This is a genomic window from Tautonia marina (genome assembly GCF_009177065.1).
Lineage (GTDB): Bacteria > Planctomycetota > Planctomycetia > Isosphaerales > Isosphaeraceae > Tautonia > Tautonia marina.
The window spans coordinates 114,792-135,145 of the sequence record NZ_WEZF01000010.1 but is presented as its reverse complement, the minus strand read 5'-3'; the positions used below and the strand labels follow the sequence as shown (position 1 = coordinate 135,145).

General features: G+C 62.3%; 16 protein-coding genes. 8 read left to right on the top strand and 8 right to left on the bottom strand.

The annotated features are described in order from the left end of the window. Nucleotides 1–214: 214 nt before the first annotated feature. From GA615_RS13780 to lipB, 4 genes are all read right to left on the bottom strand, one after another. Nucleotides 215–1,279 carry a DUF1559 domain-containing protein gene (locus tag GA615_RS13780; protein WP_152051982.1) on the bottom strand — a complete coding sequence of 355 codons (1,065 nt, stop codon included), beginning with the start codon at nt 1,277–1,279 and terminating at the stop codon, nt 215–217. Between the two features lie 618 nt (nt 1,280–1,897). Continuing rightward, nucleotides 1,898–2,074 (bottom strand): hypothetical protein, encoded by a 177-nt coding sequence (locus GA615_RS27495; protein WP_161602331.1) that lies wholly within the window; start codon nt 2,072–2,074, stop codon nt 1,898–1,900. 97 nt (nt 2,075–2,171) lie between these two features. Next, nucleotides 2,172–3,194, bottom strand: a complete 1,023-nt coding sequence (gene lipA, locus GA615_RS13775; protein ID WP_152051884.1) for a lipoyl synthase — start codon at nt 3,192–3,194, stop codon at nt 2,172–2,174. Continuing rightward, nucleotides 3,169–3,903, bottom strand: coding sequence for a lipoyl(octanoyl) transferase LipB (gene lipB / locus GA615_RS13770; RefSeq protein ID WP_152051883.1), 735 nt, complete (start codon nt 3,901–3,903; stop codon nt 3,169–3,171). Before lipB ends, lipA begins: the two co-directional genes overlap by 26 nt. A 498-nt stretch (nt 3,904–4,401) precedes the next feature. Between lipB and purE the strand changes: the two genes are divergently transcribed. The 5 genes from purE (at nt 4,402) to GA615_RS13745 (ending at nt 10,428) form a co-directional block, all read left to right on the top strand. Next, nucleotides 4,402–4,857, top strand: a complete 456-nt coding sequence (gene purE, locus GA615_RS13765; RefSeq protein WP_315851674.1) for a 5-(carboxyamino)imidazole ribonucleotide mutase — start codon at nt 4,402–4,404, stop codon at nt 4,855–4,857. Next, a complete protein-coding gene (locus GA615_RS13760) occupies nt 4,854–6,023 on the top strand; it encodes a 5-(carboxyamino)imidazole ribonucleotide synthase (RefSeq protein WP_152051881.1) in 1,170 nt (389 codons plus the stop codon). Before purE ends, GA615_RS13760 begins: the two co-directional genes overlap by 4 nt. A gap of 40 nt (nt 6,024–6,063) precedes the next feature. Further along, complete coding sequence (locus tag GA615_RS13755; RefSeq protein ID WP_152051880.1) at nt 6,064–7,080, top strand: vWA domain-containing protein; 1,017 nt, start codon at nt 6,064–6,066, stop codon at nt 7,078–7,080. A 297-nt stretch (nt 7,081–7,377) separates the two neighbouring features. Next, nucleotides 7,378–8,973: a VWA domain-containing protein gene (locus GA615_RS13750; RefSeq protein WP_161602330.1), complete on the top strand. Its 1,596-nt coding sequence runs from the start codon at nt 7,378–7,380 to the stop codon at nt 8,971–8,973. Between the two features lie 138 nt (nt 8,974–9,111). Continuing rightward, nucleotides 9,112–10,428, top strand: coding sequence for a BatD family protein (locus GA615_RS13745; protein WP_161602329.1), 1,317 nt, complete (start codon nt 9,112–9,114; stop codon nt 10,426–10,428). 196 nt (nt 10,429–10,624) lie between these two features. Here GA615_RS13745 and GA615_RS13740 read toward each other — a convergent pair whose 3' ends face one another. Then, a complete protein-coding gene (locus GA615_RS13740; RefSeq protein WP_235905414.1) occupies nt 10,625–11,836 on the bottom strand; it encodes a DEAD/DEAH box helicase in 1,212 nt (403 codons plus the stop codon). 323 nt (nt 11,837–12,159) lie between these two features. Here GA615_RS13740 and GA615_RS13735 point away from each other — a divergent pair, with 323 nt between their 5' ends. Beyond that, nucleotides 12,160–12,369 carry a hypothetical protein gene (locus tag GA615_RS13735; protein ID WP_152051877.1) on the top strand — a complete coding sequence of 70 codons (210 nt, stop codon included), beginning with the start codon at nt 12,160–12,162 and terminating at the stop codon, nt 12,367–12,369. A gap of 253 nt (nt 12,370–12,622) precedes the next feature. After that, nucleotides 12,623–12,955, top strand: coding sequence for a hypothetical protein (locus GA615_RS13730; RefSeq protein ID WP_235905413.1), 333 nt, complete (start codon nt 12,623–12,625; stop codon nt 12,953–12,955). 145 nt (nt 12,956–13,100) lie between these two features. Here GA615_RS13730 and GA615_RS13725 read toward each other — a convergent pair whose 3' ends face one another. From GA615_RS13725 to GA615_RS13715, 3 genes are all read right to left on the bottom strand, one after another. Next, nucleotides 13,101–13,916, bottom strand: a complete 816-nt coding sequence (locus tag GA615_RS13725) for a TatD family hydrolase (RefSeq protein WP_235905411.1) — start codon at nt 13,914–13,916, stop codon at nt 13,101–13,103. A gap of 4 nt (nt 13,917–13,920) precedes the next feature. Then, entirely contained in the window at nt 13,921–14,370 is a 450-nt protein-coding gene (locus GA615_RS13720; protein WP_235905409.1) for a Fur family transcriptional regulator, read from the bottom strand. A gap of 217 nt (nt 14,371–14,587) precedes the next feature. Beyond that, the gene (locus GA615_RS13715) at nt 14,588–17,422 is read right to left on the bottom strand and encodes an FG-GAP repeat domain-containing protein (RefSeq protein ID WP_152051874.1); all 2,835 of its coding nucleotides are present in this window, start codon (nt 17,420–17,422) and stop codon (nt 14,588–14,590) included. A 695-nt stretch (nt 17,423–18,117) separates the two neighbouring features. On the opposite strand from GA615_RS13715, the gene nusA reads away from it, so the two are divergent. Continuing rightward, entirely contained in the window at nt 18,118–19,836 is a 1,719-nt protein-coding gene (gene nusA / locus GA615_RS13710; protein WP_152051873.1) for a transcription termination factor NusA, read from the top strand. The last annotated feature ends 518 nt before the right edge of the window (nt 19,837–20,354 follow it).

The following is a 20,354-nucleotide window of genomic DNA, read 5'->3' as shown; positions in this document are numbered from 1 at the left end:
TCAGGCTGGCTGGGGATCAGTGGCTCGGGATGAGCCGACGGACGGAGAACAACGAAGCCAAGAGACCATCATACCGAACTGGCACGAAGGATTCATCTAGCAGAATGAGTTCGGCGCTGCCGGGTTCGCGCACGACGACGCCGAGACGACCCCGAAGGCCGTCCCGGCGCGACGCTCAACCCAACGTTCGGAGGACCCGAATCAGGCGAGCCGATCAATATTGATCGGCGCTGATGACCTCGCCGCCTCGGCGGGTCGAGAGGGCCTGGTAGACGCCGGGGACGGCGGCTCCCTGGGTGTAGTAGGTCCAGCTCCCACAGGTCTGGGCCTGATGGCCAACCGGCATCAAATTCGCGTCGAGCGTCCAGGTGTTAATCGTTTCCTTGATGAAACGAACTGAGCCGTCGACGAAGGCGAAGTTGGCCCCGCCGGGGTGGTAGCTAGATGTTGCAGTCACGCTAGCCCAACTGAACCGAGTGTCGTTTGGCCCCGTTCGGGGAACATCGTTCGGGCCACCCTTATTGATCGGGATGGTCGTATCGAAGAAGGCGTCTTCCATCCAGCCGGAGTGCCACCAGCGATTCCAGTACTTGCGGGAGTCGGGCCAGAGTTCGCCGAAGGCCGCTTCGCTAAAGAGGAAGGTGTTGCTGGTGCCGTCCCGCACCTCGGCGAGCTTGACGGCGCTCCCGTCGAAGATCGTGCCGGTGGCCGTCCGGGTGACGGTCGAGTAGCAGGGGTCGAGGGTGTTGTAGCGGAAGTCGGTCATCCAGAACGTGCCGCGGTTGCCGACATAGCTTCGGGCGGCTTGCGTGAAGCCGGGCGGCTGGAAGTCGTACCAGGGGTGCAGCGGCGAAAGCGCGGAAACCTCCGGGTCGCTGGGGCACCAGAGCACCGAGAGGTTCGTCGCGGCAGCCGTGACGTTGGCACCGTCTCGCATCGAGAGGTCGAAATTATAGGCTTCGAAGAGTGAGCCCGCCTCCACGAAGTGGAGCATGAACGCGAAGCTGTTCACGCCGGTGTACCAAACATTCCCGCCGCCAGCCCATCGCTGGTTCAGGTTGCCGGGGGGAAGGCTGCCGTAGGTGCTTTCGTAGTTGTTGGCCGCAAGCGCCAACTGCTTCAGGTTGTTGACGCACTGGCTGCGCCGAGCCGCTTCACGGGCCGATTGCACGGCGGGCAGGAGCAAGGCGATCAAAACACCGATGATGGCAATGACGACGAGCAGTTCGATCAGGGTAAAACCGGCTCGACGCGGCCGGTTGAGTACGGCAGGGTTCATGGTTGCCTCGTGGAGAGCAAATGGGCGGAAGGAGGGAAATGATCTTCAGGGCAGGAGCAAGCAGGCGAGCATTGTCTGATGGTTACTTCTGACTGTAATCGACTTTGAGCTCTGCTTTTTCCTCTGCGGTGGGAACAGGGGGCTCACCATCGACCGGAGCCCGTCCTGAATCCGAACCACAGCCGGGGAGCAAGAATGCCAGGAGAAGGGCATTTGTGGTCAGTACCATGACCAGCAGCTTTTTGTACATCGTCGCTCACTCGGTCGCCGGAAAAAGGGAAGCTGATGATTCCAACGAAGGATGGCCGTCGCCATGCCTGAATCCGTTTCGAATCCGAAACCTGGACAAACAATTTATCCCGGCCTGGATGAGATTACCATGTTCAAGCCAGAATCTTGTGTGCAAACAGAGAAGATTTGTTGAAGGGGCCTCGCAACCAGACCTGTGCATGGGTTATTCAACCTGCGATCGGGTGGGTGAGGGCGAGCCTGATCAGGTTTGCAAGACCGGCCTGCAAGGGGGGCCGTTGGGTCCTTTCTTCACACGTGGCGAGGGTCGGAAGGCTGAATGGGGGGGCGAACCAGCCAACCGATCCCGTCTGCGAGGCCCGAGATCGATCAATTTTGGCCCGGATCGGCACCGAGCTGATCGAGGGGCGAATCATCGCCGAGCTTGAGCGGTTCGTCCGGGGATGCGGCGATCGGCGCGGGATCGTCGCCCCCACACCCCGCAATCATCACCATCGGCGTGATCAAGGCAAGCACGAGCGTCGATGTTCGCAAAATCGCTCTCATGGCGTCCATGATTCTTTCTGAAAGAGGTTCCCGAACTCAATCGAATCCCGTTCCGAAGGCAGACCGACAAGGCTCGGTTCGCCCTTCTTCGAGAGAATCACGAGGGTGATTCGATCGACGCGGGAAGGATCGAACACTGCTCCGAGGGCGAGTTCGAACCTGCGAGAGGCTCTGACGAGGAGGCTGCCATCCGATCGGCATGATAGCTCGACCGGACGAACGGGCCACTGGCGACGTCAAGAAAACCGAGGGAACGGGCGATTCGGCCCAGTTCGTCGAATTCCTCGGGGGGCAGGTAGCGCTCGACCGGCAGGTGTTTCGGCGAGGGGCGGAGGTATTGACCAATCGTCAACAGGTCGCATCCGACGGCGCGGAGGTCGCTCATTGTCTCGATGACCTCCTCGGTCGTCTCGCCCAGGCCCAGCATCAGACCGCTTTTGGTGAGCAAGTCGGGCCGTGCGTGCTTGGCGTACTTGAGGACGGCGAGGCTGACGGCATACTGGCTTTTCCGTCGCACATAACGCTGCAACCGAGCCACCGTTTCCAGGTTGTGGTTGAAGACCTCGGGGGATGCGGACAGCACGATGTCGATGGCCGAGGTGTCGCCGTCAAAGTCGGGGGTCAAGACCTCGATAACGGCTCCGGTGCGCTCTCGAACGGCCAGGATGCAACGGCGGAAGTGGTCGGCACCGCCGTCGGGCAGGTCGTCTCGGGTGACGGAGGTGATAACCACGTGCTTCAGGCCGAGCCGGGCACAGGCTTCGGCCAGGCGGTCGGGCTCATCGATGGCCGGGGCATCAGGCTTGCCTCGGGGCACCGAGCAAAATCCGCAGGGGCGGGTGCAGACCTCGCCGAGGATCATGAACGAGGCGGTCTTGCGGGTCCAGCACTCGGAGCGATTGGGACATTTACCCGATTCGCAAATCGTTTCGAGGCCGAGTTCCTCGATGAGCTGTGCTGTCGGTCCCATGCCGCCGGAACTCGGCAAGGGGCGTTTGAGCCACGAGGGAAGCCGACGATGCGGAACCTCCGCCACGGCGCGACCGTCGGGACCGACGATCGGCAAGGAGGGCATTGAGGGGCGATCGGGGGTTTTATCCGAGGCTTTGAGCGTAGGCATGCAATCGGGCCTTGCGGCGGACCATCGGGTGATCGGTGTAGACGTGATGCCGGCTCATCCCGAAAGTGGTCTCCAGGTGCCGGATCAACGATTCCCGAACCTTCGGCATCGGGGCGGGACGCTGTCGCTGGGCCTCGAGCGAGGTGAGCCGAAGGGAACGATCCTCGGGACCAGGCTCATCGAGAATCTGGAACGGCTCCAGAAACGGACCAACGTTCAGTGTCAATCCATGATAGGCAATCCATCGTTTCACGGCCACGCCGATCGACGCGACCCGAGCGTTGCCGATGAAGACGCCAGGTGCTGGGGGGCGGGATGTTCCCTTCAGATCGAATTCGGCCAGCAGGTCGACGAGTGCCCGTTGAAGTCCATCGACATACGCCCGAAGATCCAGACCGGCCCGGGAAAGGTCGAGCGTCAGATAGGCATTGAGTTGACCGGGAAGATGGAGCAAGGTGCCTCCACCTCGGTTTACCCAGCGCACTTCGATCCCAAGCCGTTTGAGTTCCTCATCATCGGCCACGATGTGCGCTCGGCTTCCGGATCGGCCGATGCTGATCGTCGGAGGGTGTTCGCAGAGCACCAGGGCCCCCGCGGCCTCCGACTCTCCCAGATCGTAAACAAGCCGTTGCTGGAGTAACTGGGCCTCGTCGAAGTCGATCAGGCCCAGGAGATAGACCTCCAGAGGAGGGGGGAGATCGGTCGCCATGTCCGGTCTTTGCACCCCTCTTGATGAGTGTCCACACGAGAGACGGTCAGTTGCCCCAGCGCGACGGAGCGTTTCGATTCGGTGTTTGCTGGGATGCGGGCTGAAAGGACCCGCGTCTCGGGTAACTGTACACCTCGACCTCCGACTCCGGCAAGGGCGATCGAGGGTGGACCCAGCCTCCGAATCAGACGCGCAGGAACCGGGATCGTGATGAGTTCTAAACTTACGCAATCAGGTGGAGCGACTGCCGATTCGGGAGTCCAACTGTCCGTTGAGAATCTGCGTGGCCCGGACCAACTTGCGAGGGCTGGGTGAGGGCGTCGTGTCGTTCTCCTGCTAGAATCAGAATAAGACACCCCGAACCCGAAGCACGGGATGACGGGGAACCGTCGACAGGCGGCGGGTTCATGAATCGGTCCCGGATCGAGCAGGCAATCGGCAATCCCAATGGGCGAGCAATCCGTTTCGAACGCAATCAATCCGATGGTGGGTGTCGTCATGGGAAGCACTTCCGACTGGGAGACGATGCGCCATGCGTCGGAACTCCTGGCAAGTCTGGAGGTTCCCCATGAGGTGCGAGTTGTCTCAGCGCACCGAACCCCTGACCGTCTGGTCGCTTATGGTCGTGAGGCCGAGGGCAGGGGACTTCAGGTGATCATCGCCGGAGCTGGAGGGGCGGCCCATTTGCCGGGAATGCTCGCGGCGGTTTCGGAATTGCCGGTGCTTGGCGTGCCGGTCGAGTCGAAGACACTGCGGGGGGTCGATTCGCTCCTGTCGATCGTTCAAATGCCTCGGGGCGTTCCGGTCGGCACCCTGGCCATCGGCGCGGCCGGTGCCGCGAACGCGGCGTTGCTGGCCGCCGCCATCCTCGCGAGGCAACATGCGAACATCCGATCGGCCCTTGCCGCGTTTCGGGCCTCGCAAACCGATTCGGTCCCGGAGTCGCCGGTATGAGTTCTTCTGTCGGAACCGAGATTCTCTTGCCTCCTGCCTCGCTTGGCGTGGTCGGCGGTGGCCAGCTTGGCCGGATGTTTATCCAGGCTGCGCAGCGGATGGGCTACCGAACCGTTGTGTTGACCGATGAGGCGGACGGGCCGGCCGCTCAGGTTGCTCATGAAGTGGTGAAGGGGAAGGACGACGATCTTCGGACGCTCCAGCGGTTCGTTTCCCGGGTTGAGGCGGTCACCGTCGAGTTTGAGAACGTGTCCAGCGCGGGCCTCCGGTGGCTTTCTGCTCGGATTCCGACCCGTCCCGACTGGCGAGCGGTTCGGATCAGCCAGAACCGCTTGCGGGAAAAAACGTTCCTTTCGCGGCACGGCCTGCCGACCGCTCCCTGGAAGCCGGTACGCTCTGCGGAGGAACTGGCGGTCGCGGTGGCTGAAGTTGGGCCGTCGATGATTCTGAAGACAGCGTCCTCGGGCTATGACGGCAAGGGGCAAATCCGGATCGACGAACCGGGCAAGGCGCTCGATGCCTGGGACGCGCTGGGGCGGGTTCCCTGTGTGGCTGAGGGGGTCGTGGACTTCACGGCCGAAATTTCCGTCCTCGTTGCCAGGGGGCGGGATGGCCAGATGGAGACGTTCCCCGTTGGCATGAACCGCCACGAACGGCACATCCTCGATTCGACCCTCATGCCCGCTCCGGTCGGGCCGATCGTCTCGCAGGAGGCTCGTGACCTGGCCCGAACCATCGCCGAGGCAATGGGGTACGTCGGGGTCCTTTGTGTCGAGTGTTTCCTGGCTCGCGAGGGGACGCTCAGAGTCAATGAGATCGCTCCTCGGCCGCACAACTCCGGCCACCTGACGATCGAGGCGGCGACCACCAGTCAGTTTGAGCAGCAGGTCCGGGCGCTTTGCGGATTACCGATCGGGCCCACGACGCTACGATCTCCCGCGGCGATGGTGAACCTGCTTGGGGACCTTTGGAGCGGCGGTCCGCCCGACTGGTCCAATGCCCTGAGAACCGACCCGGCCGCTTCGCTGCATCTTTACGGCAAAGGGGCCGCGCCGATGGGCCGGAAGATGGGCCACCTGACGATCCTCGATCCCGACCCCGAAACCGCCCTTGCCCGAGCCCTGGCGGCTCGCCAGGGCGCCGTCGTCGGGAATGTGCCGATCTGACGATCCCGATTCGATCCGGTCGCCGCAACGTGATGGAATCATGCGTCTTGCTGAACCCTGGTGGCTGATCTTGCTTGTGCTCGCGGCGATGCCCTGGGTCGCGGAGTGGGTCCGGCCGCGCGTGCAGTGGTCGTCGCTGAGGATCATCCCGCCACGAGCCTGGAGGCAAGGGGGGGCAGGATGGCTCCGACAGGTCTGTTTGGGTTTCAGAGCGCTGGCAATTGCGTGCCTGGTGGTGGCGATCGCCAGACCGCAGACGGTCGCCGGCCGGACCTTGATCGCCGGCCGGGGGGTGTCCATTCTCCTCGCAGTGGACCAGAGCCTCACCATGACGGCGGAGGATGTCCCGATCGATGACACCGCCTTCATCTCTCGACTCGAAGCCGCCCGAAGGACCATCGATCGATTCATTCGTGGCCGACCTGACGACCTGATCGGTCTGGTTGGATTCGGGACGTACCCGGACCTGATCTGTCCTCCAACGCTCGATCATGACGTGCTGCGTGCCCTCCTGGCTTCGTTGGAGCCTGCTCGCCCGGGTGAGAACGCAACGAACATCGGCGACGCCATTGCCTGGTCGCTTCAGGCCGTTCTCGACACGGAGCCGTCCGAGGGGGTGATCGTGCTCTTGACCGATGGTCAGAATGAGCCCGATGCTGCGGCAACCCCCGACTGGCTTGATCCCGATGAGGCCGCCATGCTGGTGCAGCGGCTGGGGGCTCGCCTTTACACCATCGGGATCGGGGCTCCGGGAGGGATGGTTCGCATCGACGTGCCGGGGACGGGGATTTCCTACCCCGAACAGCTTCAAGAGGGCTACGATCCCGTCGCCCTCGATCGATGGGCCGAACTTGGGAACGGCGCGGCGTTTTCCGCCGAAAGTGCCGAGATGCTTGACCAGGTGTTCGACCGAATCGATACCCTGGAAAAACGCCCGTTCACCGGCGAGATCCTGACCCGATACCGAGAGGAGTACTCGCCCTGGGTCGTCGCGGCCCTCGTCTTGCTCGTGATCGATCGGGTCGCTGTGGCGACCCGAACTCGACGATTGCCCTGAATGCGTCGATCGAACGGTTGCGTGAGGGGGGAATCGTCTTCGAGACACTCAAATTTGACTGACCCTCCCGGGAGCCTCGAACCGTTGGAATTCGCCCAGCCTCTCTGGTTCTGGTGTATTGCGGTCGTGCCGATGGTCGGAGTGACGGTTCTTCTCGCCGCTCGCCGTCGTCGATCGGATTGGAAAGCCCTTGCGCAGTCGGGACGCTCGCCGGGCGATGGGGGAGCCGCGTGGTTGCTGGCGATGTCTTTTTTCGTCGTTGCAATGGCCCAACCTCGATGGGGGCGAGAACCGGCCGTGCCGCTCCCCCCTGGGAGAGACCTGATCCTGGCCATCGACGTCAGTTGGAGCATGGCGGCAGAGGATGTGGTTCCCAATCGGCTCGGGAATGCCGTCCGGATCGCTGAGGAACTCACGCGAGTGATCGGCCGAGATTCCGGCGATCGGGTCGGGGTCGTGGCCTTCGCGGGCCGGGGAGTGATCCGTTGTCCCCTGACGTCGAATCTGGGAGCGGTTGTTGAGGTCTTGAAATCGCTTCGACCCGGTTGCGTCGAACCCTCGGGAACGGACCTTGGAGCCGGACTTGAAACGGCGCTCGACGCCTTCGACGACGAACCCCGAGACGGCGGCCGGATTGTGATGATGATCTCCGACGGTGAGGACCATCAACGGCGCTGGGAACGACAGGTGGAGCGAGCCCGAAACCTCGGAGTGGTCGTGCAGACAATCGCCCTCGGCGATCGCGACCAGGGCCACCCGATTCCGTTGGGTGCGGCCCAGGCTGAGCGTCGGCCGCTGTTCCTGTTCCAGGGCGAACCGGTCAAGACGCGACGGATGGACCGCGAACTCCGAGGTTTGGCTCTGGCCACCGGTGGAGCCTTCTTGCCGATCGGACTGGCCTCGGCAGACCTGACCACTCTGTATGAACAGCACATCCTTCCCGTGCAACAACGCTCCCGAGACGCCTTTCAACGGCCGGAACGGGCCGAGCGGTTCCGGCTGTTTCTTCTCGTGGGATTGGGGATTGGGTTGATCGGTGCCTGGCCCTGGCCGCGATCCATCCCGCGCCGCAAACCCTGGTGGACCTCCTGGATGGTCGTGATCGGGTTGACCACAGTCTCGCTGGGGATGGTTCAGGAGAACTCGACTGAACTCCGATCGGTGGCCGACGCCATTCGTACGGGGCGCCTGGCGTTTGAGCAGAAGGATTTTGCCGCTGCGCTCGATGCCTTCGAGCAGGCAGAGCGTCTCGCCCCTGAGCAGGCGGTTCCCGCGTACAACTCCGCGGCGGCTCTCTATCAACTCGGCCGATTTGAGGAAGCCCAGGCCCGGTATCGCGTGGCTCGTGATCGCGCTGATGATCGGCTCAAACTCAAGATCGATTATGCGTTGGGAAATTGCTCACTGGCGCTCGGAGAACTGCCCGAGGCCATCCGTCATTACGACGAATGTCTCACGTCCACCGTCACGGGCGAGCGTTACGATCGGATTCGCTCCTTTGCACGCGAGAATCGCTTGTTTGCCGTCCGACAATGGGAATCTGTCGAACCTCCGACCGAAAGCGTCCCCACGGATGGCCCTGATGGGACTTCCGGCGAACCCGATCAGGAACGACCTTCCGAGACCCCGGAGGAGCAATCTTCAAACGAGGTTCCTGGAGCCGATGAGTCCCCAGGCACCGATTCGACGGGGACCGACCCAAGCAGCGTGGGCCCTTCCGGAACCACCACGAGTCCCGGCACGGGCAATGCGTCGGGACGGCCCTCCCGCCGATCCGATTCTCCGGCCGATCGCCTCGCTCGCGCCCTTGATTCCATTCGAACGGCCCGAGAACGGCGCTTTCCCGACCTCCCGCGTGTGCCCGCTTCCCAACACAACGAACCCAACTGGTAACGCCCCTTGGGAAGAACACCTCACGGTCTCAAGATGATCAAAGGGATGCTCGATTCCGCACTCGTTGCCCGCGGGCAATCGCTGAGCGGTTGCTTCCGCAGAGCTTCTGGAGGGGAAAGTCCGTCGATTGACCGGCGCGTGTTCTGGTTGACTGCCTGGGTTCTGACGCTGGTGCTCGGTTCGGGAGCCTTCGCCAGTCAGGAGGGGCGGTTGCCCGTTCGATTCGAGCAGGTTCCAGAGGGACCGCATTACCTCGGCCAGGCGATCCCGGTTCGGCTTCTCGTGACGGCGGCAGAGGAACTCCCGGTGATCGACCTTCCCGAGGTCGACCAGGTGGATCTGATTCTGGTCGGGAGCGATGTGCGGCCGATCACCGCGGGAGCGATTGGGACGATGGTTCACGAGACGAACCTGTATCGTTTTGACCTCCTGCTGGTTCCCCGAGCGAGCGGCAACGTGCTGGTGCCGGCGATTCGGGCAAGGGTCGGTGATCGCCAGGGAGCAAGCAGGCCCATTCGCCTCAATGCCATCGTTCCTCCGGCTTACGGAAGGCCCCCGTGGTTTCTTGGCGGAGTCGGGCCGCTGGAGCTTGAGCTGATCGCGCAGCCTGAGGCAATCCGACTTGGGGAATCCTCCCTCGTTTCGGTTCGGATCAAGGGACAAGGTGCGTTCGGCTCAACGGTTCGGCCGACGCTCCGAGGACCGGACGGCGGAACGCTTCCCGCAGAGATTGAGCCGGAAACCTCCCTCCTCGATGTCGCTGCTCCCGCTCGAACGGTGACCGATCGCGTCCGCCCCACTGAGGCCGGAACCCTGCGGCTGGCCCCGGTCCTGGTTGCCTGGTTCGATCCCGAAACACGACGCTATCAAACGGTCAGTAGCACGAGTGTTTCCATTCGCGTGGAGGATCCTCCTCGGTTCGACCCTGCCATGATCGAAGTCGCGACGTTGGAGGAGGAGGAACCCCGGGCGATCCGAAACGACTGGAGTCGATGGATCACAGGGATCGGGATGGTGGGAGTCGGTCTGTTCCTGACGGTGATCACTGGGCGAACGGTTCGACGATGGAACCGATCACCGCATCGTCTGGCCGTTCGGGCCGCGCGAAGGATTCACTCGCTCGAAGGTGTGACACGCGCCGATCTTGCGGTCGGCGCGGTGGTCGGGTTTCTTCACCTGGCGATGGGCCGGCCGGAAGGGGCGTTGACGCCTCCCGAGGCTCGCGAGGCGATTGAGACCCTCACGAGAAACCTCTCGCTTGCCGATCGGGTCGGAGAGATGGTCGAGGCGTGTGATGCGATTCGATATTCCGGTCGGAGAATTGATGGTGAAGATCGGAGGCGACCTCTGGACGAGGCACCGGCGATCCTGAACGCGTTGGCTCACGCTCGACTGTACGAGGCTCGACCAGACACAGGACGACCGGCCACCGGCCACAATGAGCCGTCGGTCTGATGCGATGCAACGATGGGAACCGGGTGGGGGCCAAGAGGACTGACAGGCCCCCACGACAGTCGAGGGCCGATGCTTCGATCGCCTTGCGGATTCGATCCGCCGGATCAGTCATCGGCCCGAAGGCAAGGATCCCGAATCAAGGCGGCGATTGCCGCCAGGAGCAGGCAGGGTAGGACAAGGCAGGCAAGGTGATGGCTCAGAGGTAGCTGAACAATTCCTTGAATGCGCCACGTTTCTGCTGGGCCTTGCCCGAGGAATCATGAGCCTCGAACTCACCGAGCGGAAGCGGTGGAATGGTCCGATTCATCAGCATTTCGATGTTGGTCAGCGGTTCGCCCTGATCGGGGGTGACGAACAGGTACGCGACACCGTTCCGACCCATCCGGCCGGTTCGGCCAATCCGGTGAACGTAGTTTTCCGGATCTTCCGGGATATCGTAATTGATGACGTGGCTGATGCCGTTGACGTCGATGCCTCGACCGACCACGTCGGTCGCCACCAGAACGGGAATGTCTCCGGTCCGGAAGGCTTTCATGACCTTGTCTCGGGCGCTCTGGGGCAGGTCGCCGTGAATCACGGCCACGCCTTTGACCACGCGCTTGATCCGATCGGCCAGTTTATCGGCTCCGCGTTTGGTGCGGGTGAAGACGAGGCATTGCTCGGGCTGTTCCCGCCGGAGCAGGTGCAGGAGCAACTCGGTCTTCTTTTCCTGGTCAACCGTCACGTAGAACTGATTGACGGTCTCGGCCGAGGGCTCGTCTTTCGAGAGCAGCAATTCGACCGGATGATACATGTACTTGTCGGCCAGACGCCGGATTTCCGCGTCGAGGGTGGCCGAGAGGAGCAACGTCTGGTGCGGGTCGGGAACCCGCCGCAGAATTTTTTCGATGTCGGGGCGGAACCCGATGTCGAGCATGCGGTCGGCCTCATCCAGGACAACGTGAACCACGTCACCCAGGTAGAGGGAACCACGACGGATATGGTCGATGATGCGACCAGGGGTGCCGACAACAATGTCGACGCCGCGCTGCAACGCTCGCAACTGCTTCTCGATCGGCTGGCCGCCGTAGACGGCACAAATGGCCGCATCATGATTTACGGCGAGATTTTGCATCTCGCTGACAATCTGCTGGGCCAGTTCCCGGGTGGGGGCGAGGATCAGAGCTTGCGGCCCCTTGCCACGCGCTTCGAGCATCTCAATCAGAGGGATGCCGAAGGCCGCGGTTTTCCCGGTGCCGGTCTTGGCCTGGCCGATGACGTCATTGCCTTCAAGGGCTTCGGGAATGACGGCGGCCTGGATCGGGGAGGGAGTTACGTAGCGGACACGTCGCAAAGCGTCGAGCATCTCAGGGCTCAGCCCCAGGTCGGAGAAGCCGAGCTCGGGCTCCTCAACAGCTCGCTGAATCAAACAAGACCTCCTCGTGGGGGTGGTCAGGATCACAAAACAAGAGATGAGGCGAACAGTGCCCCATCGATTAGGACGGATCAACTCAATTCTTCCACACTATCGGGCCGGTGCGCGGCGGTCAAGGTGGTTGGTTCGGTGGATTTGCTCGGGGATGCCAGAACCTTCGGATCGCAAGGGTCGGCCTCTTGCGAGGCTGCTATCGGCGGCGATAGGCTTTGCAAGTGGTACGATGGATCCGCGCGAGTGGTTCAGGCCCGGCACCGGTTCGGGCCGAGTTGTTCGCTCGATCACATCTCACCTCGACCTTCTGGAGCGACCGCGCCATGGCCGACCAACCGACCCCCGGCGGCGATATTCAGCAGAAATATCGTCAGTTCCTCGACCTGTTGCCGTTGACGATCTCACTGGCCGGATTACCGCCCAGTGAGGGCCGTTTATTCAATGAGGAGCAAATTGAGGCGCGAGCGATCACGGTGCGCCATGCGTATCGGGTGGCCAAGTCAACCGTTCGGGACCTCTTGGGCGGGTCGTAAGAGGCATGAGCAGGGTTCCGCCTGGTTCCGGTCAGGAGGGCGGATTCCCCTGCTTCGGTACTGGCCCGTCGCCGGTGTGGAGCCGATATGAAACCCGTGGCGATCGCTGGTCGCGATGTGAGCCTCGTTGAGGGGATCATTCGCGAGAAGCGACCGCCCGGTGGTTTCCGAGACCGACTTCCCACTCGTGAAAGGCCGACCTTTGATGACGATGCACCCCCCGGGGCACCGGCCCCGTCGACGGATGCGCGCCATGCTGCTCGGGCTGGGCCTCGATGACTCAGATTCGGACGCGCCCCGTCGCATCATCAATGGCGAGCAATGCCTGATTGTCGGCGGCTCGGAACAGGCTCATGCCGAGACGCTTGAAATGGTGCTCCGGCTCGAAGCCGAACTGGAGCGACGCGGTCAGGCCCTCGGCGAAGTGTCCCCTGTTGATCTGGTCGATATCGCCTGGCGGATTGATTCCCCCGAACTGCACCGGCTTGCGCTTCGATTGCACTTCGAACTCCGCCGACGCGGGTTGAGCTTTCACGAAGCGACTCCCGAGCAGTTGACCGAACTCTCCCTCGGCGATGAGTCCTGACTCGTTTCGATCCGATTCGAGCTGATTGCTTGCTGCGACGGGGGAAACCCTGAACGAGGCCATTGCCGATCGCCATTCCCAAGTCCGATTCACTCGGACCGCGTGGCGATCGGTAATGGCCTTGCGTTTTGGGGCATGAGGTGCGTCAGAGAGTCTCCGTCTCTTCCAGACCGAAGAGCCGACGTGCGTTCCTGGTCGTCTGGAGGGCGAGTTCTTCCGCCTCCATCCCCCGAAGTTCGGCGATTCGGGCGCAAGTCCAGGCGACCCGGCCCGGTTCGTTCGTCTTCCCCCGGAACGGGTGAGGACTGAGGTACGGGCTATCGGTCTCGATCAGCAGCCGATCGAGGGGCATTCGAGACGCAACCTCGCGTAACGGGTCGAGCGATTCGTTCCGAAACGTGACCATTCCGGCGAACGACAGGTGAAGGCCCAGCGCCAGGAAGGCCTGCGCATCGTCCCAGTTGCCGGTGAACGAGTGCAAGATGCCCGAGACAGGTCGCCCCAGCTGTTCCAGCTGCGCGACAATGTCGGCCTCACACTGGCGGCAGTGGATGACCACCGGCAACTGACGTTCGAAGGCCAGGGTCAGGTGACGGTCAAACAGGTCTTGCTGGAGGGGAAACGGTGTGCGATCCCAGTATCGGTCGAGACCCGTCTCACCGATGGCGACGACCTTCGGGGCATCGGCCAGCTCGACGATTCGCTCCCAGTCCCCCGGCTCTGCTTCGGCCCCGTGGTTTGGCTGAATGCCGATGGCGGCGAAGATCCCTTGGTGGTCCCTGGCCAGGGACACGATGTCGCGTGACGACGCAGCCGTCGTGCCGATTGCCACGATCTGAGTCACACCATGCTCGCGGGCCCTCGCCAGAACCCCGGCAAGATCCCGGGCCATCCTTGGGTCGTCGAGGTGGGCGTGGGTGTCGACCAGGGGACCGAACGTGGCGATCGAAGATTCGGACAAGGCGTTAGTTCTCCCGCGGGTCGTCGATTCCGTTGGTCGGGCAACGCTCAAAGTAGCCGACAACCTCAAGACGATACCCGGTGACGCGGAACCCTTGCCGACCGAGCCGATGGGCCAGACCGGGATCGAGCGACTCGATCAGGTCCGGCACGTAAGGGGTTGAGAGGTCCGCCACCGCTCCCGAGCGGAGACAGCGGAGGTGATAGTGACCGTCAGCCCGCCCATCGTAGCGGGTTGAGCCCTCGCTCGACGGTAACTTCATGATCAGGCCCGCGTCGGCCAGCGCTTCAAGGGCGTTGTAAACCGTGGCAAGGCTGAGGTTTGGGATCGACGTGCGGACTGCCTCGAAGACCTGCTCAGCCGTGGGGTGGTCCTCGGAGCGGAGGAGATAGGCGTAGATCTCCTCGCGTTGGCGCGTCGATCGGCGGCCGGCCGACTCCAGGCAGGACCGCATCCGGTGGAGGTCTTCGTGATCCACAGCCATCACTTCACCGGGACGCCCGGTGTTTGGGGTCGATGGACGCTCGAACCGCCACGAGCGGGGACCATCGCCGGGCGCAAGCTCATCGACGACTATTGTTGGAATCAGGGATGATCTGTGTCAACCGCCGACGGACTGGGGAGGTTTCAGTCCGTCGGCGTGTCAGGAGTTGATGTCGCGTGATGGAGCCTTAGGCCAGCGGATCGTCCATCAAGGAATCGATGGCCGAGTCGATGAGTCCGCCCCGCTGCGATCGAATTGACTCGATCGGAGTGGATGACGCCGAAGTTCCCGAGTCGAACAGCAACAGGCCATCATTTCGACTGGACGATTGAGCCGCCACCGCGACCCCCGAGGCTTGATTTGGCAAATTTCCCGACGCCCGAAGCCGGAAGAAGAGCGGAGAAAGCACCGGCACGGCTTGACCCAGCGGGTGATTGAACGCGATGGTCTGCTCCGGGCCGTTGGTCCCACTGCGAATGGTCCAGACGCCAGTGGTGGGGTTAAAAACGGTGAGGTCGGGGTTCTGATCGCCGGTGTAGTCGGAGACGGCGGCGATCTCACCGGCATCGCCGAAGGTCGTGAGGGACCCGTTCGCAAAGTTTGGCGAGGGTCGCGCCGAGGGCAATTTGAACCAGTCGGCGGAACCGGGGTTCAGGTCGCTCTCCGACCGGAATGCCACAATATCGGCCCGCCCATCACCATTGATGTCGGCCGGTGAGGGCTGGTCGGCATTGCCGGACGCACCGAACAGAATACGGAACGCGTTGTTTCGACCGCTGAAGGTGGCATCGTTGGGGCTCGACGGGAGGATAAACCACTGTGCCGCATCGGGAACCCCTCCCGACACATCCTGCGGGGTTCGCACGGGGCGGAACGTGACGATGTCAGCCCTTCCGTCTCCGTCGTAGTCGTCCGGAGCCGGTAGGTCGGTGCCTCCCGGGGCACCAAAAACCACGTCGAATGCACTAGGGCCGTTCGACGGCAAGATGAACCACTGAGCTGCACCGCGGACCAGATCGCTGTCAGCGCGGAAAGTGGCAATGTCGGTCAAGCCGTCGCCATCGTAATCCGCCGGGGCGGGACGATCGAGGCTGCCAGGGCCACCGAACGGGACGCGCCGAAGCCCCTGGGTGGTTGAGAGTCGAATGATCCACTCGGTGGCATTCGGCCGGGAGCTATTGAACAGCCGTGCGAACGGATCGACCACGGCCACGTCAGCCTTCCTGTCGCCGTCAAAGTCGCCCGAGATGGGTATGACGTTGGGGCTGACGTTGGGAATCGAGACGGTCGACACCCTCGGAGTGCCGTTGTTCGTCAGTTGAAGATGGAACACGGCTGCGCCGGCAACCGGATCGTACTGATAGAGGGCAAGATCGGCCACGCCGTCGCCGTCGTAATCACCAACAATCGTCTTGGGATCGGGATCGGGATCGGGATCGGGATCGGGATCGGGATCGGGATCGGGATCGGTGATTTCCTGATAGGTCAATCTTGAAATGAAGAGGTTCTGTGCTTCGTTCGCGGGACTGGCAAGGGTCTTATCCGCAATCTGGAACTGGTCACCGAAATACCAGCCGGAAACAAGCAACGTGTCCACTTCGGGGCTTGAGAAGCCTGCGAAGACCGAGGAGGAAGAACCTCCAAAATTGTAGCCACGCTGGTAGATTCCATCTCCGTTGAAGATTGCGTAATAGCTGTTGGTTCCTGCTTCGACCTGACTTTGGGAAACGAAAACGTCTCCCCCGCCCGGAAGTGAGCTAAGATCGAGTGTTCCCTCGAAATTTCCGCCGACAATGACGTTCCCGGCGGGGTCAATCGCCAGTCCCCCGGCCCGAGCAGGGAAAACGGGTTGAGGATTTCCGATCGAATGAGCCCATTCCACCTGCGTCAGATCGGGGGTCCAGCGGCCAATGACCGTGTCGACGGACCCCTGACTCGTCAGGACGATCGGGGAATTCTCCAGCGCGATGGAGAAATTGAAATTCCCGGTCGCGACAACTCCCTCGACACCGGAACCCGACTCAATGAGAGCAACCTTGGACATCAATCCCGACCCATTGCCCGACAGGGTCGTGACATTTTGATAGGTCCCGTCGATGGATAGGCGCAGCAGAAACAAGTCGGTTGTTCCCGACGCGACCCGCTCCACCGAGTCCGGTCCCGGATCGAAGTCGACCGTTCCTCTGTAGGAACCAACCAGATAGATGTCAGAGGAACCAGACGCGATTGCTAGGTTCTGAACTCGAAGGTCATTGGTCGACCTCCTTGAATCGGACTCCAGGATCACAACATCGTCGAAGCTGCCATCAGAATTCAATGTGACGACGAACGAATCCCTATTGCCCTCGACGTTGGACTCACCTGCGCCGGGGTCGAAGTCGGTTGTGCCTCCCGTGAGGAGACCCGCGATCACGATGGCCCCGGTTGAGGTGACCCCCACGGCCTGCGGCAAGTTGTTTCCGGCGTTCCCCTCCAGGTCTCGGAAACGGGAAACCGACTGAAATTGCCCCAGTTCCGCGTCGACTCTCAGGAGAAAGCCACCGGCATCGAAGGGGGTGCCATTCGGAGCCACCGATCCATTGAGGTCGACCCCCGAGGAGGCAGATCCCACCGCCAGCAGATCGCCCGCAGAGGACAGGGTCATGTTGGTAAAGTTGAACGACTCCCCATCATCCACCTGAATCTGATAAACCCAGTTCAGCGTTCCATCGGCGGCATACTGAGCCAAAAATCCATCCGCCGGCCCCGACGTGTTGGTGAGCAAGTTGGGCGGCTGCGTGGCGACCGGGTTCAAATTGACCGAACCGTCGAGCCTGCCGGCGAGATACAACCGGCCTTGGTCATCGGTGAGCGAAGCCTGAATCAGGCCGCCGGATGAGAAAAACGGGTCCAGAGACGTACCGGAACCGACCAGAGCCTCGGCGAACTGGATGTTCGGAGTCTCTCCATTGAGTAGTGTTCGTTCTTCCAGTTGCTCTAGCTTGAACTTCTGCCCTGCTCGTTTCCGGATCACTCGACTCATTACCCCGGCCCTCTGGTTTGCTCGAAACGACCCTTCGTCCACCGAATGACCGCTGCTGGTTCCATCATCATCGACCTCCGTGCCGAGAAGACGATCCATGCTATCCAATCGTCCCGCCGATTTCCTCTCGACGTTGACCAGACACAACATCGCGAGACAGTCAACGCTGGTGTACGTTAGCCGATCTGGGGAGAATAGGCAAATGGCGTAAATGGTGTTCGGCGGGGCGCCTGGTTGACGTTTCCGGGGGCGAAGCTCATGCAAATCGGGGTCCGGAATCTCGGACTTTGAGCAAGTCGAACGGTTGGGAACGCCCGCTCTTCGGTCTCCGGGAATCGACCGGTGGTTGGCGCAACGTTTGGCCTGCGGAAGCTCCTCGGAGCCTCGCTTGACAGTGTCCTCGGATCATCGGTAGAGTGATTGGTGGGCTGAGGTTCGGATCGCGAATCTCGGTCCTGGGTCGGGGCGCATCTGGTTTCGGGTCACGTTCGCCGTGTCAAGGTGTCGTGGCAACGGTCGGGTGGCGATCACTCGACCCGGGGCCCGGAGCGGTCGAGGTCCTGCAGCGTCGCGCCAGCGGCGTTCGGTCGCGAAAGATTGGGGAGGGCTTTCGCGAGAAGCCCGGCCAATGTTTCGTACCGGAGGGTCGGGCTGCCCCTGTGCAGGCTGCCCGCCACTCGCCTCGGAGGAGTTGGATGAGCGTCGATCTGGTCCGGATTGTCGAGAGTATTCATCGGGAAAAGAATATCCCGAAAGAAGTCCTTTTTGATGGACTTCAATCGGCGCTTGCCACAGCCGCGCGCAAGCACTATCCGGACGCCCAGGAGATTCAGGTCACGATTGACCCGGAAACTGGCCGGATCGCCACCTTGAAAGACGGCGTGTCCGTTGAGCCCCCCGATTTTGGCCGAATCGCCGCCCAGACGGCCAAACAGGTCATTATTCAGAAAATTCGCGAAGCCGAACGCGATACCTTGTTCGATGAGTTCGAGGTTCTGCGGGGGGAGATGGTCACCGGGACCATTCAGCGCTTTGAAGGCGGGGCGGTGACGGTCAATCTGGGCAAGACCGACGGCTTACTTCCCCGGAGTGAGTCGATTCCGGGCGAAAGCCATCACCCTGGCGAGCGGGTTCGGGCGATTGTGCTTGACGTCCGCAAAGTCGGCCAGCGAGTCAAGATTATCCTCAGCCGCACCCATCCGGATTTCGTGCGCAGGCTGTTCGAGCTGGAAATTCCCGAGATCGCGGACCAGACGATTCAGATCAAGGCCCTTGCCCGGGAAGCCGGTTATCGGTCAAAAGTCGCTGTCAGTTCGCTCGACCAGAAGGTTGACGCGGTTGGCGCCTGCGTCGGTGTCCGGGGAACGCGGATCAAGAATATCGTCGATGAACTGGGGGGTGAGCGGATTGACATCGTCCGCTGGAATGAAGCCCTTCAGGTCCTGATTCCCAACGCCCTGCAGCCGGCGGAAATTGAAGAGGTTCTTCTCTGCAACCTGCTGGGCCGGGCAATCGTGCTGGTTCGGGACGATCAGCTCTCGCTGGCAATCGGTCGACGCGGTCAAAATGTACGGCTTGCCTCGAAGCTGGTCGGCTGGGACATCGAGATCATGACCAGCGAGGAGCTGGACGAGTTGATCGATAAGGCTGTCGGCCTCTTTTCGGCACTTGAAGGGTGTGATACCGACCTGGCCAACCGTCTCGTTGAGCAGGGGATTCTCAGTTACGATGACCTGTCGATCATGGAGATCGACCATCTGGTCAGTACGGTGGAAGGCTTCGACGAGCCACTGGCTCGAAGTCTGGTTTCACAGGCCGAACACCTTGCCGAGCTTGCCGAACAAGACGAGACGCCTCGCCGTAAAGGAGCAAGGTCCCTCGCAAGTGCCGCATCGGCTGAGCCTCGCGCCGAGCCTGTCGAGCCGATCGTTGAGCCTGCCCCTGATGACGAACACGAGCCAGCCGCGTCTGCACTCGATTCCGAAGCTACCGTAAGTCCGCCGGACGACTCGGAGGCTTCGGCTTCCGACGCTCCAGAATCCGCCGAGACGGGTTCCCAGGATCTCGGTGAGGCCTCGGACCCAACCGAAACCGCTGCGAGCTATGACTCGCACGATCTTGACCTGGCCGACGAGGCGGGTCATCTCGAGCATCGCGGTCACGAAGTGACCCACGCCCCGATTGACGACGAGGAAGACCCAGACGAAACCGACGTCCCCCCGTTTGAGATCCGCATCGGTCGCGTCGTGCCCCCCCCGGCCGAGGCTGAACCTGAATCCAACGCCCCGGCGGTGGACTCAGCGGAACGCCCGGCCTCCCCGCCCTCTGCCCCTGAACCCTCAACGGCCAGCTCGGCCGAGGTCTCAGGAGCGGATTCTCCGGAGCCCTCAGCTATGGACCGCGAAGAACCATGATCCCCGCGACGGTCCGGCCAAGACCGCCGCGTACCGGCCGAGTCGCCGCCCCTGCCGTTCCCTCCTCCTAATCCGCCTGTTCCGGGCTCTCCCGGCCAGCATGCGGCCCGGAGGTTCCGGAAAATTGGCCTGGCACGACCGGTCGGTCGAAACCACAATACCGACCGGGACATCCCGATGGGCTCGGATGTCCCAAGCCAGGAGGAGGAGCCGTTGTCGATTCGTGTCCACGCGTTAGCGAAAGAACTCGGGCTGGAGAAAGCCCAAGATCTCATCGATCGTATTCAGGAATGGGGCCTTGATGTCAAAGCGAGCCCTCTGGCAAGCGTCGGTGACGACGTTGCTCATGAGATCCGGCAGCGCATGATCGCATCGACCTCGGGGCCAGCCCCCCAAGCCGCACCAACCCCACCCCGGCCCACACCGGAACCGAAATCGGAATCGGCACCGAAGACCCCGACCGCGGAGGCCCCCGTCATCAGCCCGACCGCTGCCTCTCCCAAGACTGCGGCAGCCGA

What these genes read in the sequence shown, in the direction of transcription:
- GA615_RS13780 (WP_152051982.1), bottom strand. Translation starts at nt 1,279, where the DNA reads ATGAACCCTGCCGTACTCAACCGGCCGCGTCGAGCCGGTTTTACCCTG.
- GA615_RS27495 (WP_161602331.1), bottom strand. Translation starts at nt 2,074, where the DNA reads ATGAGAGCGATTTTGCGAACATCGACGCTCGTGCTTGCCTTGATCACG.
- lipA (WP_152051884.1), bottom strand. Translation starts at nt 3,194, where the DNA reads ATGCCTACGCTCAAAGCCTCGGATAAAACCCCCGATCGCCCCTCAATG.
- lipB (WP_152051883.1), bottom strand. Translation starts at nt 3,903, where the DNA reads ATGGCGACCGATCTCCCCCCTCCTCTGGAGGTCTATCTCCTGGGCCTG.
- purE (WP_315851674.1), top strand. Translation starts at nt 4,402, where the DNA reads ATGGGAAGCACTTCCGACTGGGAGACGATGCGCCATGCGTCGGAACTC.
- GA615_RS13760 (WP_152051881.1), top strand. Translation starts at nt 4,854, where the DNA reads ATGAGTTCTTCTGTCGGAACCGAGATTCTCTTGCCTCCTGCCTCGCTT.
- GA615_RS13755 (WP_152051880.1), top strand. Translation starts at nt 6,064, where the DNA reads ATGCGTCTTGCTGAACCCTGGTGGCTGATCTTGCTTGTGCTCGCGGCG.
- GA615_RS13735 (WP_152051877.1), top strand. Translation starts at nt 12,160, where the DNA reads ATGGCCGACCAACCGACCCCCGGCGGCGATATTCAGCAGAAATATCGT.
- GA615_RS13730 (WP_235905413.1), top strand. Translation starts at nt 12,623, where the DNA reads ATGCTGCTCGGGCTGGGCCTCGATGACTCAGATTCGGACGCGCCCCGT.
- GA615_RS13720 (WP_235905409.1), bottom strand. Translation starts at nt 14,370, where the DNA reads ATGCGGTCCTGCCTGGAGTCGGCCGGCCGCCGATCGACGCGCCAACGC.
- GA615_RS13715 (WP_152051874.1), bottom strand. Translation starts at nt 17,422, where the DNA reads ATGAGTCGAGTGATCCGGAAACGAGCAGGGCAGAAGTTCAAGCTAGAG.
- nusA (WP_152051873.1), top strand. Translation starts at nt 18,118, where the DNA reads ATGAGCGTCGATCTGGTCCGGATTGTCGAGAGTATTCATCGGGAAAAG.